This is a genomic window from Streptomyces sp. NPDC026522 (assembly GCF_055567555.1).
The window spans coordinates 355,893-375,165 of the sequence record NZ_JBVHQF010000008.1 but is presented as its reverse complement, the minus strand read 5'-3'; the positions used below and the strand labels follow the sequence as shown (position 1 = coordinate 375,165).

Below are 19,273 nucleotides of genomic sequence, written 5' to 3'. Positions count from 1 at the left end.
AGCGGGCGGCTCTTGGACCCGGCTCACCGGGCGCGCGGCGTCGGCGGGCGTCTGGGGTCGGCCTCGGGGGGCGTCCCGGCGCCCGGCGCGGTGCTGGCGCCGGGCCGCTCTGGGCTGGAGGCCGTGGCCTGACGTCCGGGAGGCCGGGCGGGCGCGCTCCGCGGCCGGGCCTCAGCGGGCGGCTCTTGGACCCGGCTCACCGGGCGCGCGGCGTCGGCGGGCGTCTGGGGTCGGCCCCAGGGGGCGTACCGGCGCCCGGCGCGGTGCTCGCGCCGGGCCGGTCGGGGCTGGAGGCCGTGGCCTGATGTCCGGGAGGCCGGGCGGGCGCGCCTCAGGGGGTGGGTGTCGGCGTCGGCAGGGCCCGTACCGCCTCGACGACCTCCTCCACGGTGATCCGCAACAGCCGGGCGTCGGGCAGCGAGCCGTGCGCGTCACCCGGCCGCAACGGGTCCTCGCCCGGCCCCGGGTGCCACAGGATCCGGTGCCGGGTGCCCGGCGGCGGCCCCCACAGCCGGGGCGCCACCGGCCCGAACAGCACCACGGACGGGGTCCCGAGGGCCGTCGCGAGGTGCGCGAGCCCCGTGTCCCCGACCACCACGCAGCGCGCCCGGGACACGAGCGCGCAGAGCGCCGCGAAGGGCACGTCGCCGGATCCGCCGAGCACCGCCCCGGGCGGCAGCCCCGCCTCGGCCGCCACCCGGGCGGCCAGCCGGGCCTCGCCGACTCCCGCCGTCACCACGACCTCCTCGCCCGAGGCCCGCAGCGTGCGTGCCACGGACGCGAACCGCTCCAGGGGCCAGCGCCGGGCCCCGGCGTCGGCGCCGGGATGGATCACGACCGCCCCTTCGGCCGGCGACGGCCCGTCCGGCGCTGGGATCCGCAGGTCCTCGGGATCGGCCCGGACCCCGTACCAGCCCAGGAGCCGGCACCAGCGCTCCCGCTCGTGCTCGTCGGCCAGCCACTCGGGGCCCTCGATGTCCGGCGTGTCGGGATGCCGGTAGGCGAAGAGCCGCCGGGGCCCCAGGCCCTGGAGCAGCAGATGGCTCGGCGGCCCGTTGCCGTGCAGGTCGACGGCCAGCTCCGGCGGCGGCCCCGCCCACGGCAGCGCGGCGGGCACCGCCCGACCGGGCGCGGAGGCGGGCAGCAGCCGGTCCACCAGGCCGGTGGCGGCGGCGGCCTGCGCCAGCCGGGCGGGCGCCGCCAGTACCACGTCCCAGCCGGGCAGGGCGCCGCGCAGCGCCCGCAGCGAGGGCACGGCGGTGAGCAGGTCTCCCAGCCCCAGGGCCCGCAGCACCAGCACGGTGGGCCGGGGCGGGGCGCTGCGGGTGGCGTCGGGACTGCGGTGGCTCATGGGACCTCCCGGGGAAGCGGGCGCACGTCAGGGCGTCGTCGGGGCCACGGGCCGGGCGGCCCGGGCGGCGCGGTGGGCGAGCGAGGTGGTGGAGCGGCCGTCGAGGTACGGCAACACGACCGCCTGGCCGCCCCACTGCCGCAGCACCTCCGCCTCGGGGAGCTCCCCGGCCGAATAGTCGCCGCCCTTGACCCACACGTCGGGCCGCAGCCGGCCCAGCAGCCGCGCCGGGGTGTCCTCCTCGAACGGCGCGACGGCGTCGACGCTGCCGAGCGCCTCCAGCACCCGCATCCGGTCCGCGAGCGGGTTGAGCGGCCGCCCGGGCCCCTTGAGGCGGCCCAGCGAGGCATCGGAGTTCACGCACACGATCAGGCAGTCCCCGATCCGCCGGGCGCTCTCCAGCAGCCCCACGTGCCCGGCGTGCAGCAGGTCGAAGCAGCCGCCGGTGGCCACCACCGTCCCGCCGCGCGCCCTGACGTCCAGGGCCAGGGCGAAGGGGTCCCGCTCCCGGGGCCGCCGCGGCGCCGTGGCGGCCCCGGTCCCCCACAGCGCGCGGTTGGCCGCGCCGCCCGCCGCGACGAAGGCGGCCGCCTCGGCCACCCCCCGCTCCACCGCCTCCTCCGGCAGCGCCCCGTCCGCCAGCCCCGCCGCCGTCGCGGCGGCGAAGCAGTCGCCCGCCCCGCACGGGTCGCCCTCGGCCCGGTACGGCGCCGGGACCAGCATGGGGGTCTGCGCGCCGGGCCGGGCCAGCAGTACCCCGCGCTCGCCGAGGGTCACCGCCACCGCGGCGGCCCGCCACCGGTCCGCGAGCTCGGCGCCCCGCTCCGCGTACGCCCGCAGGGAGACGCCCTCGACGCCGCTCAGCGCCCGCGCCTCCGCCGCGTTCGGCGTCACCAGCCGGGCCCCGGAGACCGGGGCGTCCCCCTTGGGGTGCGGATCCCATACCAGCGGCGCCCGCGGCGCCACGCCCTCCAGCAGCTCCCGTACGGCGCGCGCGGTGTGCCGGCCGTAGTCGGCGACGAGTACGGTCCCGGCCTGCTCCAGGACCTCCCGCACCGCACGGGCCGGGGACCCCGGGGTGCCGCCGCCGCGGTCGATGCGGACCAGGGGGCGGCCGCCGGCCAGCACCCTGGTCTTGACCGGGAGGTCCCCGTCGAGCGGGAGCTCGACCACCCGTACCTGCCCCCGCAGCGCGGTCCGTACGGTCTCGCTGGCCTCGTCGTCACCCAGCGCGGTGACCAGCACCACCTCGCGGCCGCCCCGGGCCGCCAGCGCGGCCGCCAGTCCCGCACCGCCGGGCCGCCGCCGCTCGGCCGTGACGTCGACGACCGGCGCCGGGGCGTCGGGCGACAGCCGGGTGGCGACGCCCTCGATGTCTTCGTCCAGCAGGACGTCGCCCACCACCACGAGCGGACCGCGGCCGGTCACGGCAGCCTCCGGAAGACGGGTACCGCCCCGGTCCGCTTCGGCCCCGCGGCCCGCTCGCGCGCACGGCCCGCCGGGCGGGCGCCGCCGGGCGTGGCGGCGGCCGCGTCGAAGGCCTCGCACAACAGGTGCACCGCCACCAGGTGGGCCTCCTGCACGGTGGCCGTGGTGGCCGCGTCCACGTGCAGCGTCTCGTGGGCGGCCTCGGCCAGCGGGTTCGGCCCGGGGCCGGTCATCGCCCACACCTCCATCCCGGCGGTCCGGCCCGCGATGGCCGCCGAGATGAGGTTCGGGCTGCGGCCCGAGGTGGAGAGCAGCACGAGGACGTCTCCCGGCCGGCCGTGCGCCGCCACCTGGCGGGCGAAGACCTGGTCGAAGCCGTAGTCGTTGCCGATGGCGGTGACGCTGGAGGTCTCGGCGTGCAGCGCGATGGCCGAGTACGCGGGCCGTTCCTGCCGGTAGCGCCCGACCAGCTCGGCGGTCAGGTGCTGGGCCTGGGCGGCGCTGCCGCCGTTGCCCGCGGCCAGCAGCCGGCCGCCCGCGGGCAGTACGGCCGCGAGCCGCGCGCCCCAGTCGCCGAGCCGGCCCAGGCCGTGGCTGCGCAGCCGGTCCAGGGCGTCCTGGAGCGACTGGCAGTGCCGGTGCGCGCCGTCGAGTGCGAAGTGATCGGTCATGGCGGCCGGGCGCCGGCCGCGCCCGGGGGCCGCGGCCGTACCCGTCCCTCCTTCGGTAGTCGGTAGTGCGCGGTCGGGTCCGGACGGATGGGGAGTCAGCGGCTTCCCGCCACCGCCGTACGGGCATGGAGCACCGAGCGGTACGCGGCCTCGGTGGCCGCGGCGACGCTCGCCCAGCCGTACTGGCTCAGCACGCGGCGCCGTCCCGCGGCCCCGTACGCCTCCCGCAGGACGGGATCGGCCAGCAGTTCGCCGACGGCGGCGGTCAGGGCCCCGGCGTCACCGGGCGGCACCAGCCGGCCCGTGACCCGGTCGGCGACGGTGTCCAGCTGTCCGCCCACCCCACTGGCGACGACGGCCCTGCCGCAGGCCATCGCCTCCAGCGGGACGATGCCGAACGGCTCGTAGTCCGCCGGGCAGAGCACCACGTCGGCGCTGCGCAGCAGGGCCGGCACCTCGGCGCTGGGCACCCCGCCGGTGAACCGGACCCGGTCCGCGACCCCGGCGGCCCGTGCCAGGTCCCGCAGCCGGCGCACCTCCGGATCCGCGTCGACCCGCTCCGGCGGCGGTCCGCCCGCCACGACCAGTTCCGCGTCGGGCAGCCCGGCCAGGGCGGTGATGGCGACGGCGGCTCCCTTGCGGGGCACCAGCCGGCCCAGCTGGAGCAGCCGGTACCGGTACGGGCCGCGATCGGCGACCGGGCCCTCGGGGGAGAACTGCTCCGGATCCACCCCGCAGGAAACGACGTCGACCTTCTCGGCGGGCACCCCCATCCCGGCCAGCTCCGCGACCTCGTCCCGGCAGGTGGCCACCACCCGGTCGCAGCCGAGTCCCACCTGCACCTCGCAGGGGATCCGGGCCGGCGGGCTGGTGTCGGCGTGCCCCTGGTGGCGCCGCTTGACCGTGCCCAGCGCGTGGTAGGTGTGCAGCAGCGGCAGCCGCAGCTCGCGCGCGACCTGGAGCGAGGCCAGCCCCGACATCCAGAAGTGGGAGTGCACCAGGTCGGGCCCCGCCTGCTGCCATTCCAGGGCCAGGTAGCGGGCGAACTCCAGCATGTGCGGCAGCAGTTCGTCCTTCGGCAACGGCTCCGCCGGCCCGGCCGGCACGTGGTGGACCAGTACCCCCGGGCGCAGCGGCCTGGTGACCGGCAGTTCCTTGGAGTCCCACCGGGTGTACACGGTCACCCGGTGGCCACGGTCCGCGAGGGCGCCCGCGAGGCGCGCGACGTGCACGTTCTGGCCGCCCGCGTCGACCCCGCCCAGGGCGGCCAGCGGACTCGCGTGCTCGGACACCAGGGCGACGGACAGGCTGCGCCGGCCGGGGCGGGTACGCAGGGGCCCCGGTCGCGCCGTCATGAGCAGACCTCCGTCAGCACGCGCTCCCAGTCGGCCAGGAAGCGCTTGAGTCCGTACCGTTCCAGGACGGCCTGGCGGGCCCGCGCCCCGTCTTCGGCGGCGGCCTGCGGATCCTCCCGGTAGCGCCGGGCGGCCCGCGCCAGTACCTCGGGGCGGGTCGAGAGGATCCCGGTGCCGGGCGGCACGGCCTCCACCACCTCGGTCGTGGCCAGCGCGATGACGGGCATGCCCAGGTGCATGGCCTCCAGCAGCGAGAGCCCCAGGGAGGTCCAGCGCACCGGGTGGATGTACATCCGCCGCGCCGCCATCGCCTCGTGCAGGGCCCGCTGCGGGAGGTCGGCGCTGCGGCACTGGTCGGCCGGTACGCCCAGGTGTTCGGCGAGGCCCTCCGTGCGCATCCCGAACACGTCGAGCGGTACGGCCGCGCCGAGGGCGGCCAGCAGGTCCGTGCCGGTGTACCGGCCCCGGCGGACGGGGTCGTTGACCACGACGGCGGCCCGGGCGAGGCGGCCCGAGTACAGGTGGCCCGGGTCGACGATGCCGTGTTCGATCACCTCGGTGCGGGTGGAGCCGTTGTCCCAGAACAGCCGGTTGAAGTGCGTGACGTGGACCAGGGTGAGGTCGTCGCGGTCGGCGAAGGGGTGCCGGGTGCAGGGGACGTCACCGTCCGGCGCGTTGTGCTCCAGGTAGACGGCGGGCACGTCGCGGCCCGGACGGCGCCCGCCCAGCCAGCGTTCGGCGAGCTCCGCCTCGTGCGGCCGCTGGAGGAGGACGAGGTCGACGGGGGTCTCGCGGAGCTCCCCGGGCGTCACCTCCTTGACCGAATCCGGCCAGGCGAAGGTGCGGGCCCGGCCCAGGCCGTCCGGGCCCCGGTCCGGGGTGACGGGCACCAGATACGTGTGCGGCCCCTGGACGAAGGCGGTGGTCCAGGATCCGTGCACGTGCCACAGCAGGATGTTCATACCCTCGCTCCTCGCTCCGTTTCGGATGGGCCGCCCGCCCGGGCCGGTTCCGTCCCCAGCGCGGTCCCGCCGCCGAGCGTCGCCACCGCCGCCAGCACTTCGACGTCGCTCACGCCGTCCAGGCAGGGGTGGCCCGCCACCGGGCACCGGCGCGCCCTGGTTCGCGCGCAGCGCGCCTCCTGATCGCCGAGCAGGACGTGCGGCACCCCGTACGGACGCCAGCGCTCGGCGGGCACCACCGGCGCGAACAGGCAGGCGACGGGGGTGCCCGTCGCCGCGGCGAGGTGCGCGGGACCGGTGTTGCCGGTGAGCACGACCCGGGCGCCCGCCAGGACGCCCGCCAGCTCCGCCAGGCCGGCGGTGGCCCCGCCGAGGTCCAGCGCGTGGTCGCCCGCCACCCGAGCGGTCAGGTCCTTCTCGGCCGGGCTGCCGGTGACCACCATCCGGTAGCCCGCCGCGCTGAGCGCCTCGGCGGCCCGTGCCGCCCGGGGCGCGGTCCACGCCCGGGCCGGGGCGGCCGCCCCGGGGTGCAGCACCACGTACGGCTCCGGGCCGGTCAGGTGCGAGGTGTCGGGAGGGGTGCGCACGCGCAGTGCCCCGTCGTCGCCGCGCGGCAGCGCGAACCCGCAGTCCCGGGCCAGGTCCAGCGCCGCGAGCGCCTCGTGCCGGTGCGGCAGGCGCCGGTGGCGCAGGTCCAGCAGCGAACCGGGGTAGTCCTCGCAGTCCGCGGCGGCCCACGGGACGCCCGCCAGTTTCAGCAGCAGGGCGGCCGGCAGCGGGCTCTGGTGGTAGGAGACCAGGACCAGCGCCCGGTCGAACCGGCCGGCCGCGACCGCCTCCAGCAGCTCCGCGCACTCCGGGCGGGCGACGGCGGCCGGTTCCAGCCCCACCCAGGGGGCGTCGTACACCAGCACGTCGTCCACGCCCGGCAGGATCCGGGCGGCCGGTTCGCCGAGCGGCCCGCAGAGCATCGCGGTGTACGAGGACCCCGCCGCGACCGCCCGGACGGCGGGCCCGGCCAGCAGCACGTCGCCCGCGCTGTCCAGCCGAACCACCAGCGTCCGCGGCCCGCTCACCGGGTGCTCCCGGGGCCGGATGCCGCCACCACCGGGGTACGGTCGCCCAGCACCAGCCGGACCGCCGCGAGCAGGTCGGGCGCCGTCTCCCCGGCCGCCGCGACCTCCTCCGGCAGGGTCCGCCCGGTCGGTACGAGGACGCCCCGGGCCCCGGCCGCGCGCGCGGCCCCGACATCGGCGCCGATGTCACCGATGACCACGGTCCGCCCGGCGGACACCCCCAGGTACCGGCAGGCGGCCAGCACCAGGCCGGGTGCGGGCTTGCGGCACCCGCAGGCGTCCCGGGGCCCGTGCGGGCACACCGCCCACACCGCGAACGGCCCGAACAGCCCGTCGACCCGCTCGCGCACGGCCAGCACCTGCGAGCGCGTCAACAGGCCCCGGGCGACGCCCGACTGGTTGCTGACGACCCCCACCGGGATGCCGAGGGCCCGTACGGCGGCCACGGCCTCGCGCGCCGAGGGCATCGGCACCACCCGCCGCGGGTCGCCGTTGTAGGGCACGTCGGCCACCAGGGTGCCGTCCCGGTCGAACAGCACGGCCTGCGGCAGCACCGGATCCGCCTCGTGGCCCGCCCCGCTCCGGGGGGACGCCTCGAACAGCCAGGGCCCGGGCGGGAGCGGCCGGGTCACCGCGGCACCCGTTCCCGGACCGCCGCGCGCGGCGCCCGGGCCGGCCCCGCGGCCGGCCGTGGCCGCCACGGCAGCGCCCGGCGGTGGCGCACTTGCCCGCGCAGCCAGTGCCAGGTGGCCACCGGCGGAATGAGCACGCTGGTCACCGCCATGGACAGCACTTCCTGCCGGGTCCGGGGCCCCGGCGCGATCCGCGCCCCGGCGAACTCGGCGGTGCCCGCGAGCCACCCGGTCGCGCAGGCGAGGGCGGCGCCGCGCCTGCCGAGGACGGCGCAGGACACCGCCCCGGCGGCGGCGCCGGTCACCAGCAGGTGGCGCGGCAGCCGGCCGCGGGGCGCGCTCGCCCGGCTCCACCAGCCGCCACCGTGCAGCCGGTTCATCAGGACGTCGTCCGCGTTGCCCGCCTGCTGGCGTACGGAGACCCAGCGGTCGGCCGGGCGCACCGGATGGGTGGTGCGGCGCCGGCCCTCGTCCAGGCTCCAGCCGGCGTCCAGGACCCGCAGCGCCAGGTCGGCGTCCTCCCGGAAGGCCCGCCGGAACCGTTCGTCGAAACCGCCCACGGCGTCCAGGACTTCGGGCCGGTAGGCCATGTCGGCGGTGATCCAGCGCGCGGTCGCCAGGCCGGCCGTGCCGCGTTCCCAGTCGGTGGGGCGGCGGTCGCCGGGCAGCGGCACCGCTATCCGGGCGGTGATCCCGCCGGTCCGCTCGGAGGCCGCCGCGAGGTCGCGGGCCAGTTCCTCGCCCCAGTCGGGCCCGGGCAGCACGTCGTCATCCAGGAAGACGATCCAGTGCGCGATGTCGCCCGCCGCGCGGCGGCCCGTGTTGCGCGCGGCGGCCGGCCCCCGGCCCCCGCCGGACACGGTCACCGTGACGCCGCGCAGGGAATGGGGGACGTCGACCGGCAGGGGCGTCCCACCGGCCCGGGGGCGGTCGTCGACGAGGACGACCCGGACGGGTTTGGGCCCGGCCGAGGCGGCCAGCGCCGCCAGGCACCGGCTCAGGCTCGGCCGGCCCAGGGTGGGCACCACCACGGCGTACGGCGGAGCCGTCCGGGCAGGGGCGTACGCGGTCATCGGGACCAGCCTTCGTCGTCGGAACGGTCGTCGGAGCGGTCGTCGGTGCGGAAGAAGGTGCCGCGCCGGATCGCGTACGGCCCGATCGCGAGCAGGTCGACCGGCGAGGAGCCGAAGCACTCCAGCGCGTCGCGCGGATCGTCCACCATGGGCCGGCCGGCCGTGTTCAGGCTCGTGTTGACCACCACCGGCAGCCCGGTGAACTTCTCGAAGTGGCCCAGCATCCGGGCCACCAGCGGTTCGGCGGCCGGGTCGACGGTCTGGATGCGGGCGGTGCCGTCGACGTGCACGACGGCGGGGATCCGCTCGCGCCACTCGGGCGCCACATCGTGCACGAACAGCATGTACGGGCTGGGGACCGGCCCGGTGAAGATCTCCGCGGCGCGGTCGGCGAGCACCATGGGCGCCACGGGCCGGAACTGCTCGCGCCCCTTCACGTCGTTGAGCCGCTCCAGGTTGCCCGCGTGCCCGGGGTGCGCGAGCAGCGAACGGTGGCCCAGGGCCCGCGGTCCGTACTCCGAACGCCCCTGGAACCAGGCGACGACGGCGTTGTCCGCGAGCGCCCGCGCGACGGTCTCGGCGATGTCCGGCGGCCGTTCGAAGGGCACGGCGGCCGTCTTGAGCCAGGCAGCGAGTTCGGCGTCGGACCAGTCCCGCCCCAGGTCGGCGCCGGCCATCGGCTCCGGATCGTCCCCGGCGCCCGCGGCCAGCAGGAGGGCGCCGCCGAGAGCGGTCCCCGCGTCACCGGCGGCGGGCTGCACCCACACGCGGGAGAAGGGCCCCTCGCGGGCGATCCGGGAGTTGGCGACGCAGTTCAGGGCGACCCCGCCGGCCAGGGTCAGGACGCTGTCGTGGGTCTTTCCGTGCAGCCAGCGCGCCAGGTCCAGCAGCGTCTCCTCCAGCACGGCCTGCGCACTGGCGGCGACGTCGGCGTGGTCGCGGGTCCACGGCTCCTCCGGCCCGCGGGGGGCGCACAGTTCGTGCCAGGGGACGCCGTTCGCGCGGAACCCGCCGTCGCCGGTCGGGTGGACGTGGCGCCGCAGCTCCGCCAGCATCCGCGGGGTGCCGTGCGAGGCGAGGGCCATGACCTTGAACTCGTCGGAGGAGCGCAGGAACCCCAGGTGGGCGGTGAGCTCCTCGTAGACCAGGCCCAGGGAGTGCGGGAGTTCCTGGGAGTGCAGGGGCTCCAGCCGGTCGTGGATGCGGCGGGCCGCCAGGTGCGAGGCCCGCTCACCGCGCCCGTCCAGGACCAGCACCGAGGAGGTCTCGGCCCCGGAGGCGGCGAACGCGGCAGAGGCGGCGTGCGCCATGTGGTGCGGCACGAAACGGACGAGGGCCGGGTCCAGCCCCGGCAGGGCACTGCCCAGGAAGCCCGGCGCCTCGCGCGCGTAGGTCAGCCGCAGGTGGTCCCAGGGGTCGTCCAGGCCCATCTCCCCGGCCGGCCGGGCGAGGGCCGGGTCGAAGGAGTAGGCCACGGCGTCGAGGTCCTGCGGGCGCAGACCGGCCCGGTGCAGGCACCAGGAAGCGGCCTGTACGGGCAGTTCCCAGGCGGAGAAGGGCACCGGGCGCTTGCCGTGCTTCCGTCGGGAGAAACGTTCCTCCTCGGCGGCGGCCACGATGTGGCCGTCGATGACGAGCGCGGCGGCGGGGTCGTGGAAGAGGGCGTTGATTCCGAGAATGTGCATGTCTGTCGGGCCTTTCGGCGGAGGGAGCGGCGCGCGGACCGGACGGGGACGCGCCCCGGCGCTGCGGGGTCAGCCGTCCGGCTGGGCGCGGAACCAGGCGATGGTGCGCCGCAGACCGGCTTCGGCGGCCACCTCCGGCTCCCACAGGAGTTTGTCGCGGGCCAGCGTGATGTCCGGGCAGCGCACGCTCGGGTCGTCCGTGGGCCGTTCGATGAAGCGGATCTCGGATCCGGAGCCGGTGAGTTCGATGACCAGCCGGGCCAGCTCCAGCATCGTGATCTCGGTCGGGTTGCCGATGTTGACGGGGCCCCGCATGCCGTGGGCCGCCATCGCGAGGATCCCCGCGACCGTGTCGTCCACGTAACACAGCGACCTGGTCTGGAGCCCGTCCCCGGTGACCGTCAGCGGCACGCCCGCCAGGGCCTGGCGGATGAACGTGGGCACGGCCCGGCCGTCGTAGCCGCGCATCCGGGGCCCGTAGGTGTTGAACAGCCGCACGATGGCGGTGTCCGTCCCGTGGAAGCCGGCCTCGGCGGTCGTGAGCGCCTCGCCGAAACGCTTCGCCTCGTCGTACACGCTGCGCGGGCCCACCGGGTTGACGTGGCCCCAGTAGCGCTCGTTCTGCGGGTGCTCCTGCGGATCGCCGTAGACCTCGGAGGTGGAGGCGAGCAGGAAGCGCGCCTCGGACCGGTGGGCGAGTTCGAGGGCGTTGCGGGTGCCCAGGCTGCCCGCCTCCATGGTGTGCAGCGGCAGCCGCAGGTAGTCCGCCGGGGAGGCGGGGGAGGCCAGGTGCAGTACGAGGTCCGGCCGGCGGGGCACGGTGAACGGCTCCGAGACGTTGGCCCGGAACAGCGTGAAGCCCGGCCTGTCGGCCAGGGCGGCGATGTTCTCCGGCCGGCCGGTGCTGAAGTCGTCGACGCACGTCACCGCCGTGCCCGCGTCCAGCAGCGCGGCGCAGAGGTGTGAACCCACGAAACCGGCACCACCGGTGACGACGGCGTGCTCCCAGCGTTGTTTCGAGACGGCGCTCATCGAAGGTCTCCTCTGGCAGGTGGGTCCGGCTCGCCACCCGGCCGCGTCGGCAGGTGGGGCACTCCCTCAGCGGACCCGCGGGTGGCGGGAGGCTGGAGCCCCGGGAATTGCCAACAGCCTCCGCCAGCCGCGGGGAGCGGGCACTCGGAAGCACTGCATTCCGGTGAACCACGGAGCGTGAGCACGACGCGGACAAGCCCGCGCAGAGCCACGGCCGGCCCGGCGCCGCGGCTGCCGGCATGCGCCGACCGGCATGCGCCGACCGGCATGAATCGCGCCGTACCGGTGAGACGCCCGGGTGTGAAGGCCGCCCACCGTCTCGACAACCGTGTCGTCGTCATCACCGGCGCGTCCAGCGGCATCGGCCGTGCCACCGCCCCGGCCTGCGCGAAGCGCGGCGCTCACGTCGTGCTCGCCCCCCCGCAGCGCCCGCGAATTCGACCGGGTGGCCGAGCAGTGCCGGCGCCGCGGCGGACAGGCGCTGGCCGTCCCCACCGACGTGACCGACCCCGGGGCCGTCACCGCCCTCGCCGCTGCCGCCACCGCCCGGTTCGGCCGGATCGACGTCTGGGCCAACGTGGCCGGCGTGGGCATCCTCGGCCGGTTCGACCGGACGCCGCCCGGCGACCTGCGCCGCCCCATCGACGTCAACGTCCTCGGCGCCGTCAACGGGACCCGGGCCGCCGTGCCCGTCATGCGCCGGCCGGGGGCGAGGGCGTACTCATCGACGTCGCCTCCTTGCTCGGCGCGGTGGTGCAGGCCCCGTACATGTCCGGCTACGCGATGTCCAAGGCGGCCCTGATCACCTTCGACGAGGGACTGCGCTCGGAACTCGCCCTCATCGGCGCGGGCGGCATCAGCGTGTGCACCGTGCTCCCGGCCGGGGTCGACACGCCCTTCTTCCGGCACGCCGCCAACCACACCGGCCGCGAGCTGCACGCCCCTGCCGCCCGTGGCGACGCCGGAGCGGGTCGCCCGCGCCCTCACCGCCACGATGCGCCGCCCCGGACCCCGGGGCGGCGCATCGGCCCCTACGCGCGGTCCCTGGCGGCCGCCCACGGCCTCGCCCCGGACCTGACGCGCCGCACGCCCGCCCGCCGCACCGAACGCCGGTACCTGGACCCGGCCGGCGGCGCGCCCGATACCCCGGGCACCCTGCACGTGCCGTCCGGGCGGAGCGCCGCCGTACGCGGCGGACGCCGCAGCGGCCTGCGCACGGCGGCCCGCAGGACGACGGCCGGCGCCGCGCTGGGCTGCGCGGCACTGCTCGGCGCCCGCGCCGCCGCCGGTCACCGGCCGCGCACCTGAACCGCGTATCCGAACCGGCGCCCGCCACCCGCGCGTCGTGTGAACCACGCCGCCCGGGGTAGGCGCCGGGCACCTATGCGCCACCGAACCCTGGAGGAGCCATGGCCGTGCAGCACCGGCTCATACGCCGTCCGCCCGCCTGGGTGTGGGACGTCCTGAGGGACGGCAGCCGGTACGCCGACTGGGTGGTCGGCACCGAGGAGTCCTGGGAGGACGGCGGCCACTGGCCGATGGAGGGCGCCACCATCGGCTACCGGGTCAAGCTCGGCCCCCTCGCCTACGAAGGGAAAACGGTCGTCCGCGCCTGCGAGCCACCCGAACGGCTCGAACTGGAGGCGATGGCGGGCAAGGGCGGCAGCGCCCGGATCGCCATCGAGATAAAGCCCTGGGGCAAGGACACGCTGGTCATCATCGACGAACACCCCCTGCGCGGCCGCAACGGCTCCATCCACAACGCCGCCATCGACTTCCTCGTCCAGCTCCGCCACCGCAGCATGCTCGGGCGCCTCTCCCGGGCCGTCGAGTCCAAGGGAGCCAGGCCCGATGGCGACTCCTGACGCGGTGGTCATCGGCGCCGGCCCCAACGGCCTGGTCGCCGCCAACGTGCTGGCCGACGCGGGCTGGCGGGTCGTCGTCCTGGAGGCCGCCCCCGAACCCGGCGGGGCGGTCCGCAGCGACCGCGGGCTCGACCCCGCGTACGTGCACGACCTGTTCAGCGCGTTCTATCCGCTCGCGGCGGCCTCCCCGGTGATCCGGGACATGCACCTGGAACGGCACGGGCTGCGCTGGAGCCGGGCCCCCGCCGTGGTCGCCCACCCCCTCGAAGACGGCCGCTGCGCCGTACTCGGCGGCGATGTCCACGACACCGCGGCCTCCGTCGAGGCCTTCGCACCCGGCGACGGGGCCGCCTGGGAGCGGCTGCACGCCCTCTGGCAGCGCATCGGCGACGACGTGCTGGGCTGCCTGTTCACCCCCTTCCCGCCGGTCCGGGCGGGCCTGCGGCTCGCGGCCCGGCTGCGCGCGGCGGAGGGGCTCCGGGTGGCGCGCACGATGCTGCTGCCCGCGCGCCGGCTCGGCGACGAGGAGTTCTCCGGTGAGGGCGCGCGGCTGCTGATCGCCGGCAACGCGCTGCACGCCGACCTCGGCCCCGAGTCCGCCCTCGGCGGCGGCTTCGGCTGGCTGATGTGCATGCTGGGCCAGGCGTACGGATTCCCGGTTCCCGTCGGCGGCGCCCAGGCCCTCACCGAAGCCCTGGTCCGCCGGCTGGAGGCCCGGGGCGGCACCCTGTACTGCTCGCGGCCCGTCACCCGCGTCGTCGTGCGGGGCGGCCGCGCCGTCGCGGTGCGCACCGGGGACGGCGCCGAGATACCGGCCCGGCGGGCCGTCCTCGCCGACGTACCCGCCCCCCTGCTGTACGAGCGGCTCGTGGGGGAGGAGCACCTGCCCGCCCGGCTCCGCTCCGACCTGCGCCGCTTCCAGTGGGACTTCGCCACCGTCAAGGTGGACTGGGCCCTGTCCACGCCGATCCCCTGGCGGTCCGAGGGCGCCCGGCGCGCCGGGACCGTCCACCTCGCCGAGGGCCTGGACGAACTGACCCTCTTCTCCGCCCAGATCGCCATGAGCCGGGTGCCCCGCGTGCCGTTCGTGGTCCTCGGCCAGATGACCACGGCCGACCCCAGCCGCTCCCCGGCCGGCACCGAGTCCGCGTGGGCCTACACCCACGTCCCGCAGGCCGTCACCGGGGACGCGGGGGACGACGGCGCGGGCGCCATCACCGGCAAGTGGGACGAACGGGAGAAGGAGGCGATCGCGGCCCGCGTCGAAGCGCAGATCGAGCGCTACGCCCCGGGCTTCGGCGCCACCGTCCGGGCCCGCCGGGTCCTCGCACCCCCCGACCTGGAGCGCCTCAACCCGGCCCTGATCGGCGGCGCCGTCAACCAGGGCACCACCAACCTGCACCAGCAGCTCCTCTTCCGCCCCGTCCCGGGCACCGGCCGCCCCCGCACCCCGGTCCGCGGGCTCTACCTCGCCTCGGCGACCGCCCACCCCGGCGGCGGCGTGCACGGAGCCCCCGGCGCCAACGCCGCCCGAGCGGCCCTGCGGGCGCGCCTGCTGCGCGGCGGCGCGGCGTCCTGAAAGGCGCACCGGGGCACCTTGTGCTGCACTGGGCTGTGACGTGGACGGTGCGGGAGAGGACTCGGTGACGGCCGAGCGCGAGCGCGGCAGCCGGCGGATGCTGATGGGCCTGCTGGCGGCCAGCCACCTCATGCCGATGGAGCTCGTACCGGAGCAGGCCCGCGTCCACGCCGCGCACGCCGGCTTCACCGACGTGTGCGTCTACGTCGCCGACGTGCAGGGCTGCGTGCTGCGCCTGCTCACCGGCGCGGGACTGGACCGGCCGGCGGCGTCCGCGCCGGCCGCGGAGGCCGAGGTGCCCGTCGAGGGCACCCTGGCGGGCCGCTCCTACCAGTACGGGGAGATCGTCCCCGGGACGGGGCGGGCCGGCCTCCAGTGGTGGGTGCCCATGCTGGACGGCACCGAGCGGCTGGGCCTGGTCCGGCTGACCACCCCGTACGACGACGACCTGGCCAGGCAGGACGCCGAGTCCCTCGCCTCGCTCCTCGCCCTGCTGGTCGTCACCAAACGGGACCACAGCGACTCCTACGCCCGCCTGGTGCGGACCGCGCCCATGAACGTCGCCGCGGAGATGCAGTGGCACCTGATGCCGCCGCGCACCTACGCGGACGGCCGGGTGGTGATCTCGGCCGCCATGGAACCCGCGTACCAGATCAGCGGCGACGCCTTCGACTACGCCATGGCCGGGCCGGTGGTGCACCTGTCCATCTTCGACGCGATGGGGCACGACACGGCCGCGGGACTGGCGGCGAACCTCGCGGTCGGCGCCTGCCGCAACTCCCGGCGCCAGGGATCGGACCTGGTCGGCACGAGCGAGCGGGTGGAGGAGCTGCTGATCGAGCAGTTCCGCCACGACTCCTACGTGACCGGCATCCTCGCCGACCTCGACACCGCGACCGGCGAGCTGACCTGGGTCAACCGGGGCCACCATCCGCCCCTCATCATCAGGGGCGGCCGGTGGACCACCCAGCTGGTGTGCCCGCCGGCCCACCCCATGGGCACCGACCTGAAACTGCCGGTCACCGTGTGCCGCGAACAACTGGAGCCCGGCGACCGGTTGGTGCTGTACACCGACGGCATCACCGAGGCGCGCCGCCCCGGCTCGAACGAATTCGGCCTCGAACGGTTCACCGACTTCCTCATCCGCCGGCACGCCGACGGGCTGCCCGTGCCGGAGACCCTGCGGCGCCTCATCCAGGCGGTCATGGAGCACCACGAGGGGCGCCTCAACGACGACGCCACCATCCTGCTGTGCGAATGGCTCGGGCCGGCCCCCGAGCCCACCCGGGAGGCGGCGGCGCACACCGGCATGGCCGAGCGGTGAAACGCCAACCGAAAGCCCGGTCCCGGCCCAGGCCCACCCGGCCCGGGAGCCCGTCAGGAGTCAGCCCGTGAAACCCAGTGCCCTGCGCCTGAACGTCCGCGAGTCGGACGGGACCCGGCTGGTCGCCGCGCTCGCCGGCGCCATGGACTGGCACACCGCTCCCCGGCTGCGCGAGGAGTGCGCGAGTCTGATCGCCGCCCATCCGCGCCTGGTCCTGGACGTCTCCGGCGTCACCTTCTGCGACTCCTCCGGCCTCAGCGCCCTCGTTCAGCTGCGCCGCCGGGCCGCCGAGGCGGGCGGGTCGGTGGTCCTCAGGAACGTGCCCGCCCACCTGCTCAGGCTGCTGGAGATCAGCGGGCTGGGCCCGGTCTTCCTCGGGGACGGCGCGGACGGATCCGGGGGACCCGGCGGCCCGCTCGACCCCTGGTGAGCGCCCTGCCAGGGCACCGGCTGCCGCCTCAGCGGGGCGGCTGGGGCAGCCGGTGCAGCCGGACCCGGGTCAGCGCGCCGCCGGACGCCACGGCCGTCATGTACGTGTGGAACGGCTGGCGGCGCCGGTCCGTCGGGGAACCGGGGTTGAGCAGCCGCAGGCCCCCCGGGGCGGTGGTGTTCCAAGGGATGTGGCTGTGGCCGAACACCAGGACGTCCAGGTCCGGGAACCGCCGGGCGCACCGCGCCTCCCGCCCCGCGGCGGCGCCGGTCTCGTGCACCACGCCGACGCGGACGCCCCCCAGTACCGCCCGCGCCACCTCGGGCAGCCGGGTGCACAGCGCCGGGCTGTCGTTGTTGCCGTGCACCCCGATCAGCTCGCGGGCGTGCTCCGCGACCAGCGCGTAGGCGTCCTCGTCGATCCAGTCACCGGCGTGGATCACCACGTCCGCCCGCGCGCACTGCGCCACCAGGGCGGCCGGGAGCGCCTTGGCGCGGGTCGGCAGGTGGGTGTCGGAGATCAGCAGCAGGCGCATGCCGCCACGCTACGGTCAGCCGCCCGCCGCGGCCTGCTGCCGCAGCTGCGCCCAGGCCGTTTCCGTCAAGGTGGCGTCCAGCAGCACGTCCGCCGCCGTGCAGGCCAGCGCCCGCGCCGATGCCAGCATCGCCCGCCGCCCCCGGGGGGCGGCCGCGGCGAGCGCGAACCCCGGCGTGTGGTCGGAGCCCGGCTCGTCCATGATGGCCACGAACGGGTGGATGGCCGGGACCCGGTGGCTCACGTCGCCGATGTCCGACGAGCCCAGGTACACCCCGGGCGCCGGATCCCCGAGGGCGATCCCGGCCCGCCCTATGTGGTGGGTGAACCGGTCGGACAGCGCCCGGTTGTTGCGGAAGTGCCGGTAGCCCGTACCGACCGGGGTGACCTCGGCCTTGGTGCCCGTGGCCCTGGCGACCCCCTGGGCGCAGGATTCGAGTTCGGCCGCCAGTTCCGCCAGCGCGCCCGTCGTCGCCCCGCGCAGCCCGAACAGGCCCTCGGCGTAGGCGGGTACGACGTTGGTGGACTCGCCGCCGTCCGTCACGATGCCCTGGACGTGCGAGCCGGCGGGCAGCCGCCTGCTGAGAACGGCGGTGGTGTTGAACAGCTGCACCAGCGCGGCGAGCGCGTCGATGCCCTCCGTCGGGTTGCCGGTGGGATGGGCCGCGCGCCCGTGGAACCCCACCCGGAGCTGGCGCTGCGCCGTCAGCGGCGCCCACGCCCAGCTGTGCACCCCCGGGTGGAACATCAGCGCGGCGTCGACCCCGTCGAACACCCCGGCCGACACCAGCTCCACCTTGCCGCCGCCCCGCTCTTCGGCCGGGGTGCCCACGGCCAGCACCGTTCCCGCGCCGTCCCCGAGGGCCGCCCGCAGCCCGGCCGCGGCACCCAGCCCGGCGGCCGCGATCAGGTTGTGCCCGCAGGCGTGCCCCAGACCGGGCAGCGCGTCGTACTCCATCAGCAGGGCCACCCGGGGCCCTGCCCCGCTGCCGGACCGGGCGACGAACGCGGTCGGCAGCCCGGCCGTACCCCGTTCGACGGCGAACCCCTCCCGCTCGAACTCCGCGCTCAGCAGCGCGGACGAGCGGTGTTCCGCGTAGGCCGTCTCGGGGTCCCGGTGCAGGGCGCAGCTGATGTCCCAGAGCCGGTCGGCGCGCCGGGCCACCTCCTCCTCGATCCGGGTGTACCGGGCCTCGTGATCGTGTGACACATGTCCTCCGATGTCAGGGGAGCGGGGTCCCGCCGGTGGCGTTGAGGATCCCCGCCGTCAGGTAGCCCGCCTGGGCCGAGGCGAGGAAGACGTAGGCGGGGGCCAGTTCGGCGGGCTGGGCCGGCCGGCCCAACGGCGACTGGGCGCCGAACCCGCTGGTGTCGGGCATCGTGGCCGGGATCAGCGGAGTCCACACGGGCCCGGGGGCGACCGCGTTGACCCTGATGCCGTCGGCCGCCGTCAGCTGGGCCAGGCCCTGCGTGAAGGTGACGATGGCGCCCTTGGTCATCGCGTAGTCCAGCAGCGGCGGGCTCGGCTTGTACGCCTGGACCGAGGTGGTGTTGATGATGCTCCCGCCCGCCGGGATGTGCGGCAGTGCCATCTTCGACAGCCAGAACATCCCGTACAGGTTCGTCCGCACGACCCGGTCGAACTGCTCCGTGCTGATGGCCGAGATGCCCTCCGGCTGCGCCATCTGGTACGCGGCGTTGTTCACCAGCACGTCGATCCGGCCGAACTCGGTGACCGCCCGGTCCACCAGCGCCCGGCACTGCTCCTCCTCACGGATGTCGCAGGCCACGGCCACCGCTTTGCGGCCCGCCTCCTCCACCATGCGCTCGGTCTGCCGGGCGTCTTCCTCCTCCTCGGGAAGGTAGGTGAAGAGCACGTCGGCGCCCTCGCGCGCGTACGCGATCGCGACCGCCCGGCCGATGCCGGAGTCCCCGCCCGTGATGACGGTCTTGCGGTCCTCCAGCAGGCCGTGGCCCCGGTAGGACGTCTCGCCGTGATCGGGCACCGGTTCCATCGCTCCGGTCAGTCCCGGGTGTTCCTGCTCCTGCTGCGGGAAATCCGGCCGGGGGTACTTGGTGGTGGGGTCAGGGGCCCCGCTGCTGCGTTCCACGTGGCACAACCTCCTCGACAGCGCTCGACCGCCCCCGGGTCCCGGGGGCCGCCGGAACGCGCGGACCCTGCCGCGCGTGCCCCGGCACGGTGCGGCTAACCGCTGCCCGCCGCCCCAAACCCGGACGAACACAGCGAACCCGGCCGGTAGGAGTCGCCCCCGCTG

At 76.5% G+C, this 19,273-nt stretch carries 19 protein-coding genes and 1 pseudogene; 7 read left to right on the top strand and 13 right to left on the bottom strand.

Features of this window, described 5'->3' with window-relative positions; translation table 11 throughout:
- Window positions 1-331 precede the first annotated feature (331 nt).
- The 10 genes from ACZ4M3_RS22900 to ACZ4M3_RS22855 all read right to left on the bottom strand — a co-directional run bounded on the left by ACZ4M3_RS22900 (window position 332) and on the right by ACZ4M3_RS22855 (window position 11,265).
- The gene (locus tag ACZ4M3_RS22900; protein ID WP_467735393.1) at window positions 332-1,351 is read right to left on the bottom strand and encodes a glycosyltransferase family 9 protein; all 1,020 of its coding nucleotides are present in this window, start codon (window positions 1,349-1,351) and stop codon (window positions 332-334) included.
- Window positions 1,352-1,378: 27 nt separating this feature from the next.
- A complete protein-coding gene (gene rfaE2 / locus ACZ4M3_RS22895) occupies window positions 1,379-2,779 on the bottom strand; it encodes a D-glycero-beta-D-manno-heptose 1-phosphate adenylyltransferase (protein WP_467735391.1) in 1,401 nt (466 codons plus the stop codon).
- A complete protein-coding gene (locus ACZ4M3_RS22890) occupies window positions 2,776-3,450 on the bottom strand; it encodes a D-sedoheptulose-7-phosphate isomerase (protein ID WP_467735389.1) in 675 nt (224 codons plus the stop codon). The genes rfaE2 and ACZ4M3_RS22890 overlap by 4 nt, the downstream gene beginning before the upstream one ends.
- A gap of 95 nt (window positions 3,451-3,545) precedes the next feature.
- The gene (locus tag ACZ4M3_RS22885) at window positions 3,546-4,805 is read right to left on the bottom strand and encodes a glycosyltransferase (protein WP_467735387.1); all 1,260 of its coding nucleotides are present in this window, start codon (window positions 4,803-4,805) and stop codon (window positions 3,546-3,548) included.
- A complete protein-coding gene (locus ACZ4M3_RS22880; RefSeq protein WP_467735385.1) occupies window positions 4,802-5,767 on the bottom strand; it encodes a glycosyltransferase in 966 nt (321 codons plus the stop codon). The genes ACZ4M3_RS22885 and ACZ4M3_RS22880 overlap by 4 nt, the downstream gene beginning before the upstream one ends.
- Entirely contained in the window at window positions 5,764-6,843 is a 1,080-nt protein-coding gene (locus ACZ4M3_RS22875; RefSeq protein ID WP_467735383.1) for a glycosyltransferase family 9 protein, read from the bottom strand. Before ACZ4M3_RS22875 ends, ACZ4M3_RS22880 begins: the two co-directional genes overlap by 4 nt.
- Window positions 6,840-7,475 carry an HAD-IIIA family hydrolase gene (locus ACZ4M3_RS22870; protein ID WP_467735381.1) on the bottom strand — a complete coding sequence of 212 codons (636 nt, stop codon included), beginning with the start codon at window positions 7,473-7,475 and terminating at the stop codon, window positions 6,840-6,842. The genes ACZ4M3_RS22875 and ACZ4M3_RS22870 overlap by 4 nt, the downstream gene beginning before the upstream one ends.
- Window positions 7,472-8,548 carry a glycosyltransferase family 2 protein gene (locus ACZ4M3_RS22865; RefSeq protein ID WP_467735379.1) on the bottom strand — a complete coding sequence of 359 codons (1,077 nt, stop codon included), beginning with the start codon at window positions 8,546-8,548 and terminating at the stop codon, window positions 7,472-7,474. The genes ACZ4M3_RS22870 and ACZ4M3_RS22865 overlap by 4 nt, the downstream gene beginning before the upstream one ends.
- Window positions 8,545-10,233, bottom strand: a complete 1,689-nt coding sequence (locus tag ACZ4M3_RS22860; RefSeq protein ID WP_467735377.1) for a carbamoyltransferase family protein — start codon at window positions 10,231-10,233, stop codon at window positions 8,545-8,547. Before ACZ4M3_RS22860 ends, ACZ4M3_RS22865 begins: the two co-directional genes overlap by 4 nt.
- 69 nt (window positions 10,234-10,302) lie before the next feature.
- On the bottom strand, window positions 10,303-11,265 hold the full coding sequence (locus ACZ4M3_RS22855; protein WP_467735375.1) for an NAD-dependent epimerase/dehydratase family protein: 963 nt from the start codon (window positions 11,263-11,265) through the stop codon (window positions 10,303-10,305).
- Between the two features lie 267 nt (window positions 11,266-11,532).
- Between ACZ4M3_RS22855 and ACZ4M3_RS22850 the strand changes: the two are divergent.
- From ACZ4M3_RS22850 to ACZ4M3_RS22820, 7 genes and pseudogenes are all read left to right on the top strand, one after another.
- Window positions 11,533-11,670, top strand: a pseudogene (locus ACZ4M3_RS22850) (hypothetical protein); the annotation flags it as partial.
- Between the two features lie 40 nt (window positions 11,671-11,710).
- Window positions 11,711-12,067 (top strand): SDR family NAD(P)-dependent oxidoreductase, encoded by a 357-nt coding sequence (locus tag ACZ4M3_RS22845; RefSeq protein ID WP_467735373.1) that lies wholly within the window; start codon window positions 11,711-11,713, stop codon window positions 12,065-12,067.
- Entirely contained in the window at window positions 12,016-12,573 is a 558-nt protein-coding gene (locus ACZ4M3_RS22840) for a hypothetical protein (protein ID WP_467735488.1), read from the top strand. The genes ACZ4M3_RS22845 and ACZ4M3_RS22840 overlap by 52 nt, the downstream gene beginning before the upstream one ends.
- A gap of 101 nt (window positions 12,574-12,674) precedes the next feature.
- The gene (locus tag ACZ4M3_RS22835; RefSeq protein WP_467735372.1) at window positions 12,675-13,130 is read left to right on the top strand and encodes an SRPBCC family protein; all 456 of its coding nucleotides are present in this window, start codon (window positions 12,675-12,677) and stop codon (window positions 13,128-13,130) included.
- The gene (locus ACZ4M3_RS22830) at window positions 13,117-14,709 is read left to right on the top strand and encodes a phytoene desaturase family protein (protein ID WP_467735370.1); all 1,593 of its coding nucleotides are present in this window, start codon (window positions 13,117-13,119) and stop codon (window positions 14,707-14,709) included. The genes ACZ4M3_RS22835 and ACZ4M3_RS22830 overlap by 14 nt, the downstream gene beginning before the upstream one ends.
- A gap of 97 nt (window positions 14,710-14,806) precedes the next feature.
- Window positions 14,807-16,033: a PP2C family protein-serine/threonine phosphatase gene (locus tag ACZ4M3_RS22825; RefSeq protein ID WP_467735486.1), complete on the top strand. Its 1,227-nt coding sequence runs from the start codon at window positions 14,807-14,809 to the stop codon at window positions 16,031-16,033.
- Between the two features lie 67 nt (window positions 16,034-16,100).
- On the top strand, window positions 16,101-16,463 hold the full coding sequence (locus ACZ4M3_RS22820) for an STAS domain-containing protein (RefSeq protein WP_467735368.1): 363 nt from the start codon (window positions 16,101-16,103) through the stop codon (window positions 16,461-16,463).
- Between the two features lie 28 nt (window positions 16,464-16,491).
- Here ACZ4M3_RS22820 and ACZ4M3_RS22815 read toward each other — a convergent pair whose 3' ends face one another.
- From ACZ4M3_RS22815 to ACZ4M3_RS22805, 3 genes are read right to left on the bottom strand one after another with little or no spacing between them, the layout of a single operon-like run.
- Window positions 16,492-16,998: a metallophosphoesterase family protein gene (locus ACZ4M3_RS22815; RefSeq protein WP_467735367.1), complete on the bottom strand. Its 507-nt coding sequence runs from the start codon at window positions 16,996-16,998 to the stop codon at window positions 16,492-16,494.
- 15 nt (window positions 16,999-17,013) lie between these two features.
- Window positions 17,014-18,207, bottom strand: a complete 1,194-nt coding sequence (locus tag ACZ4M3_RS22810; protein ID WP_467735365.1) for an amidohydrolase — start codon at window positions 18,205-18,207, stop codon at window positions 17,014-17,016.
- A 13-nt stretch (window positions 18,208-18,220) separates the two neighbouring features.
- Window positions 18,221-19,108 (bottom strand): SDR family oxidoreductase, encoded by an 888-nt coding sequence (locus ACZ4M3_RS22805; protein ID WP_467735363.1) that lies wholly within the window; start codon window positions 19,106-19,108, stop codon window positions 18,221-18,223.
- Window positions 19,109-19,273: the final 165 nt, after the last annotated feature.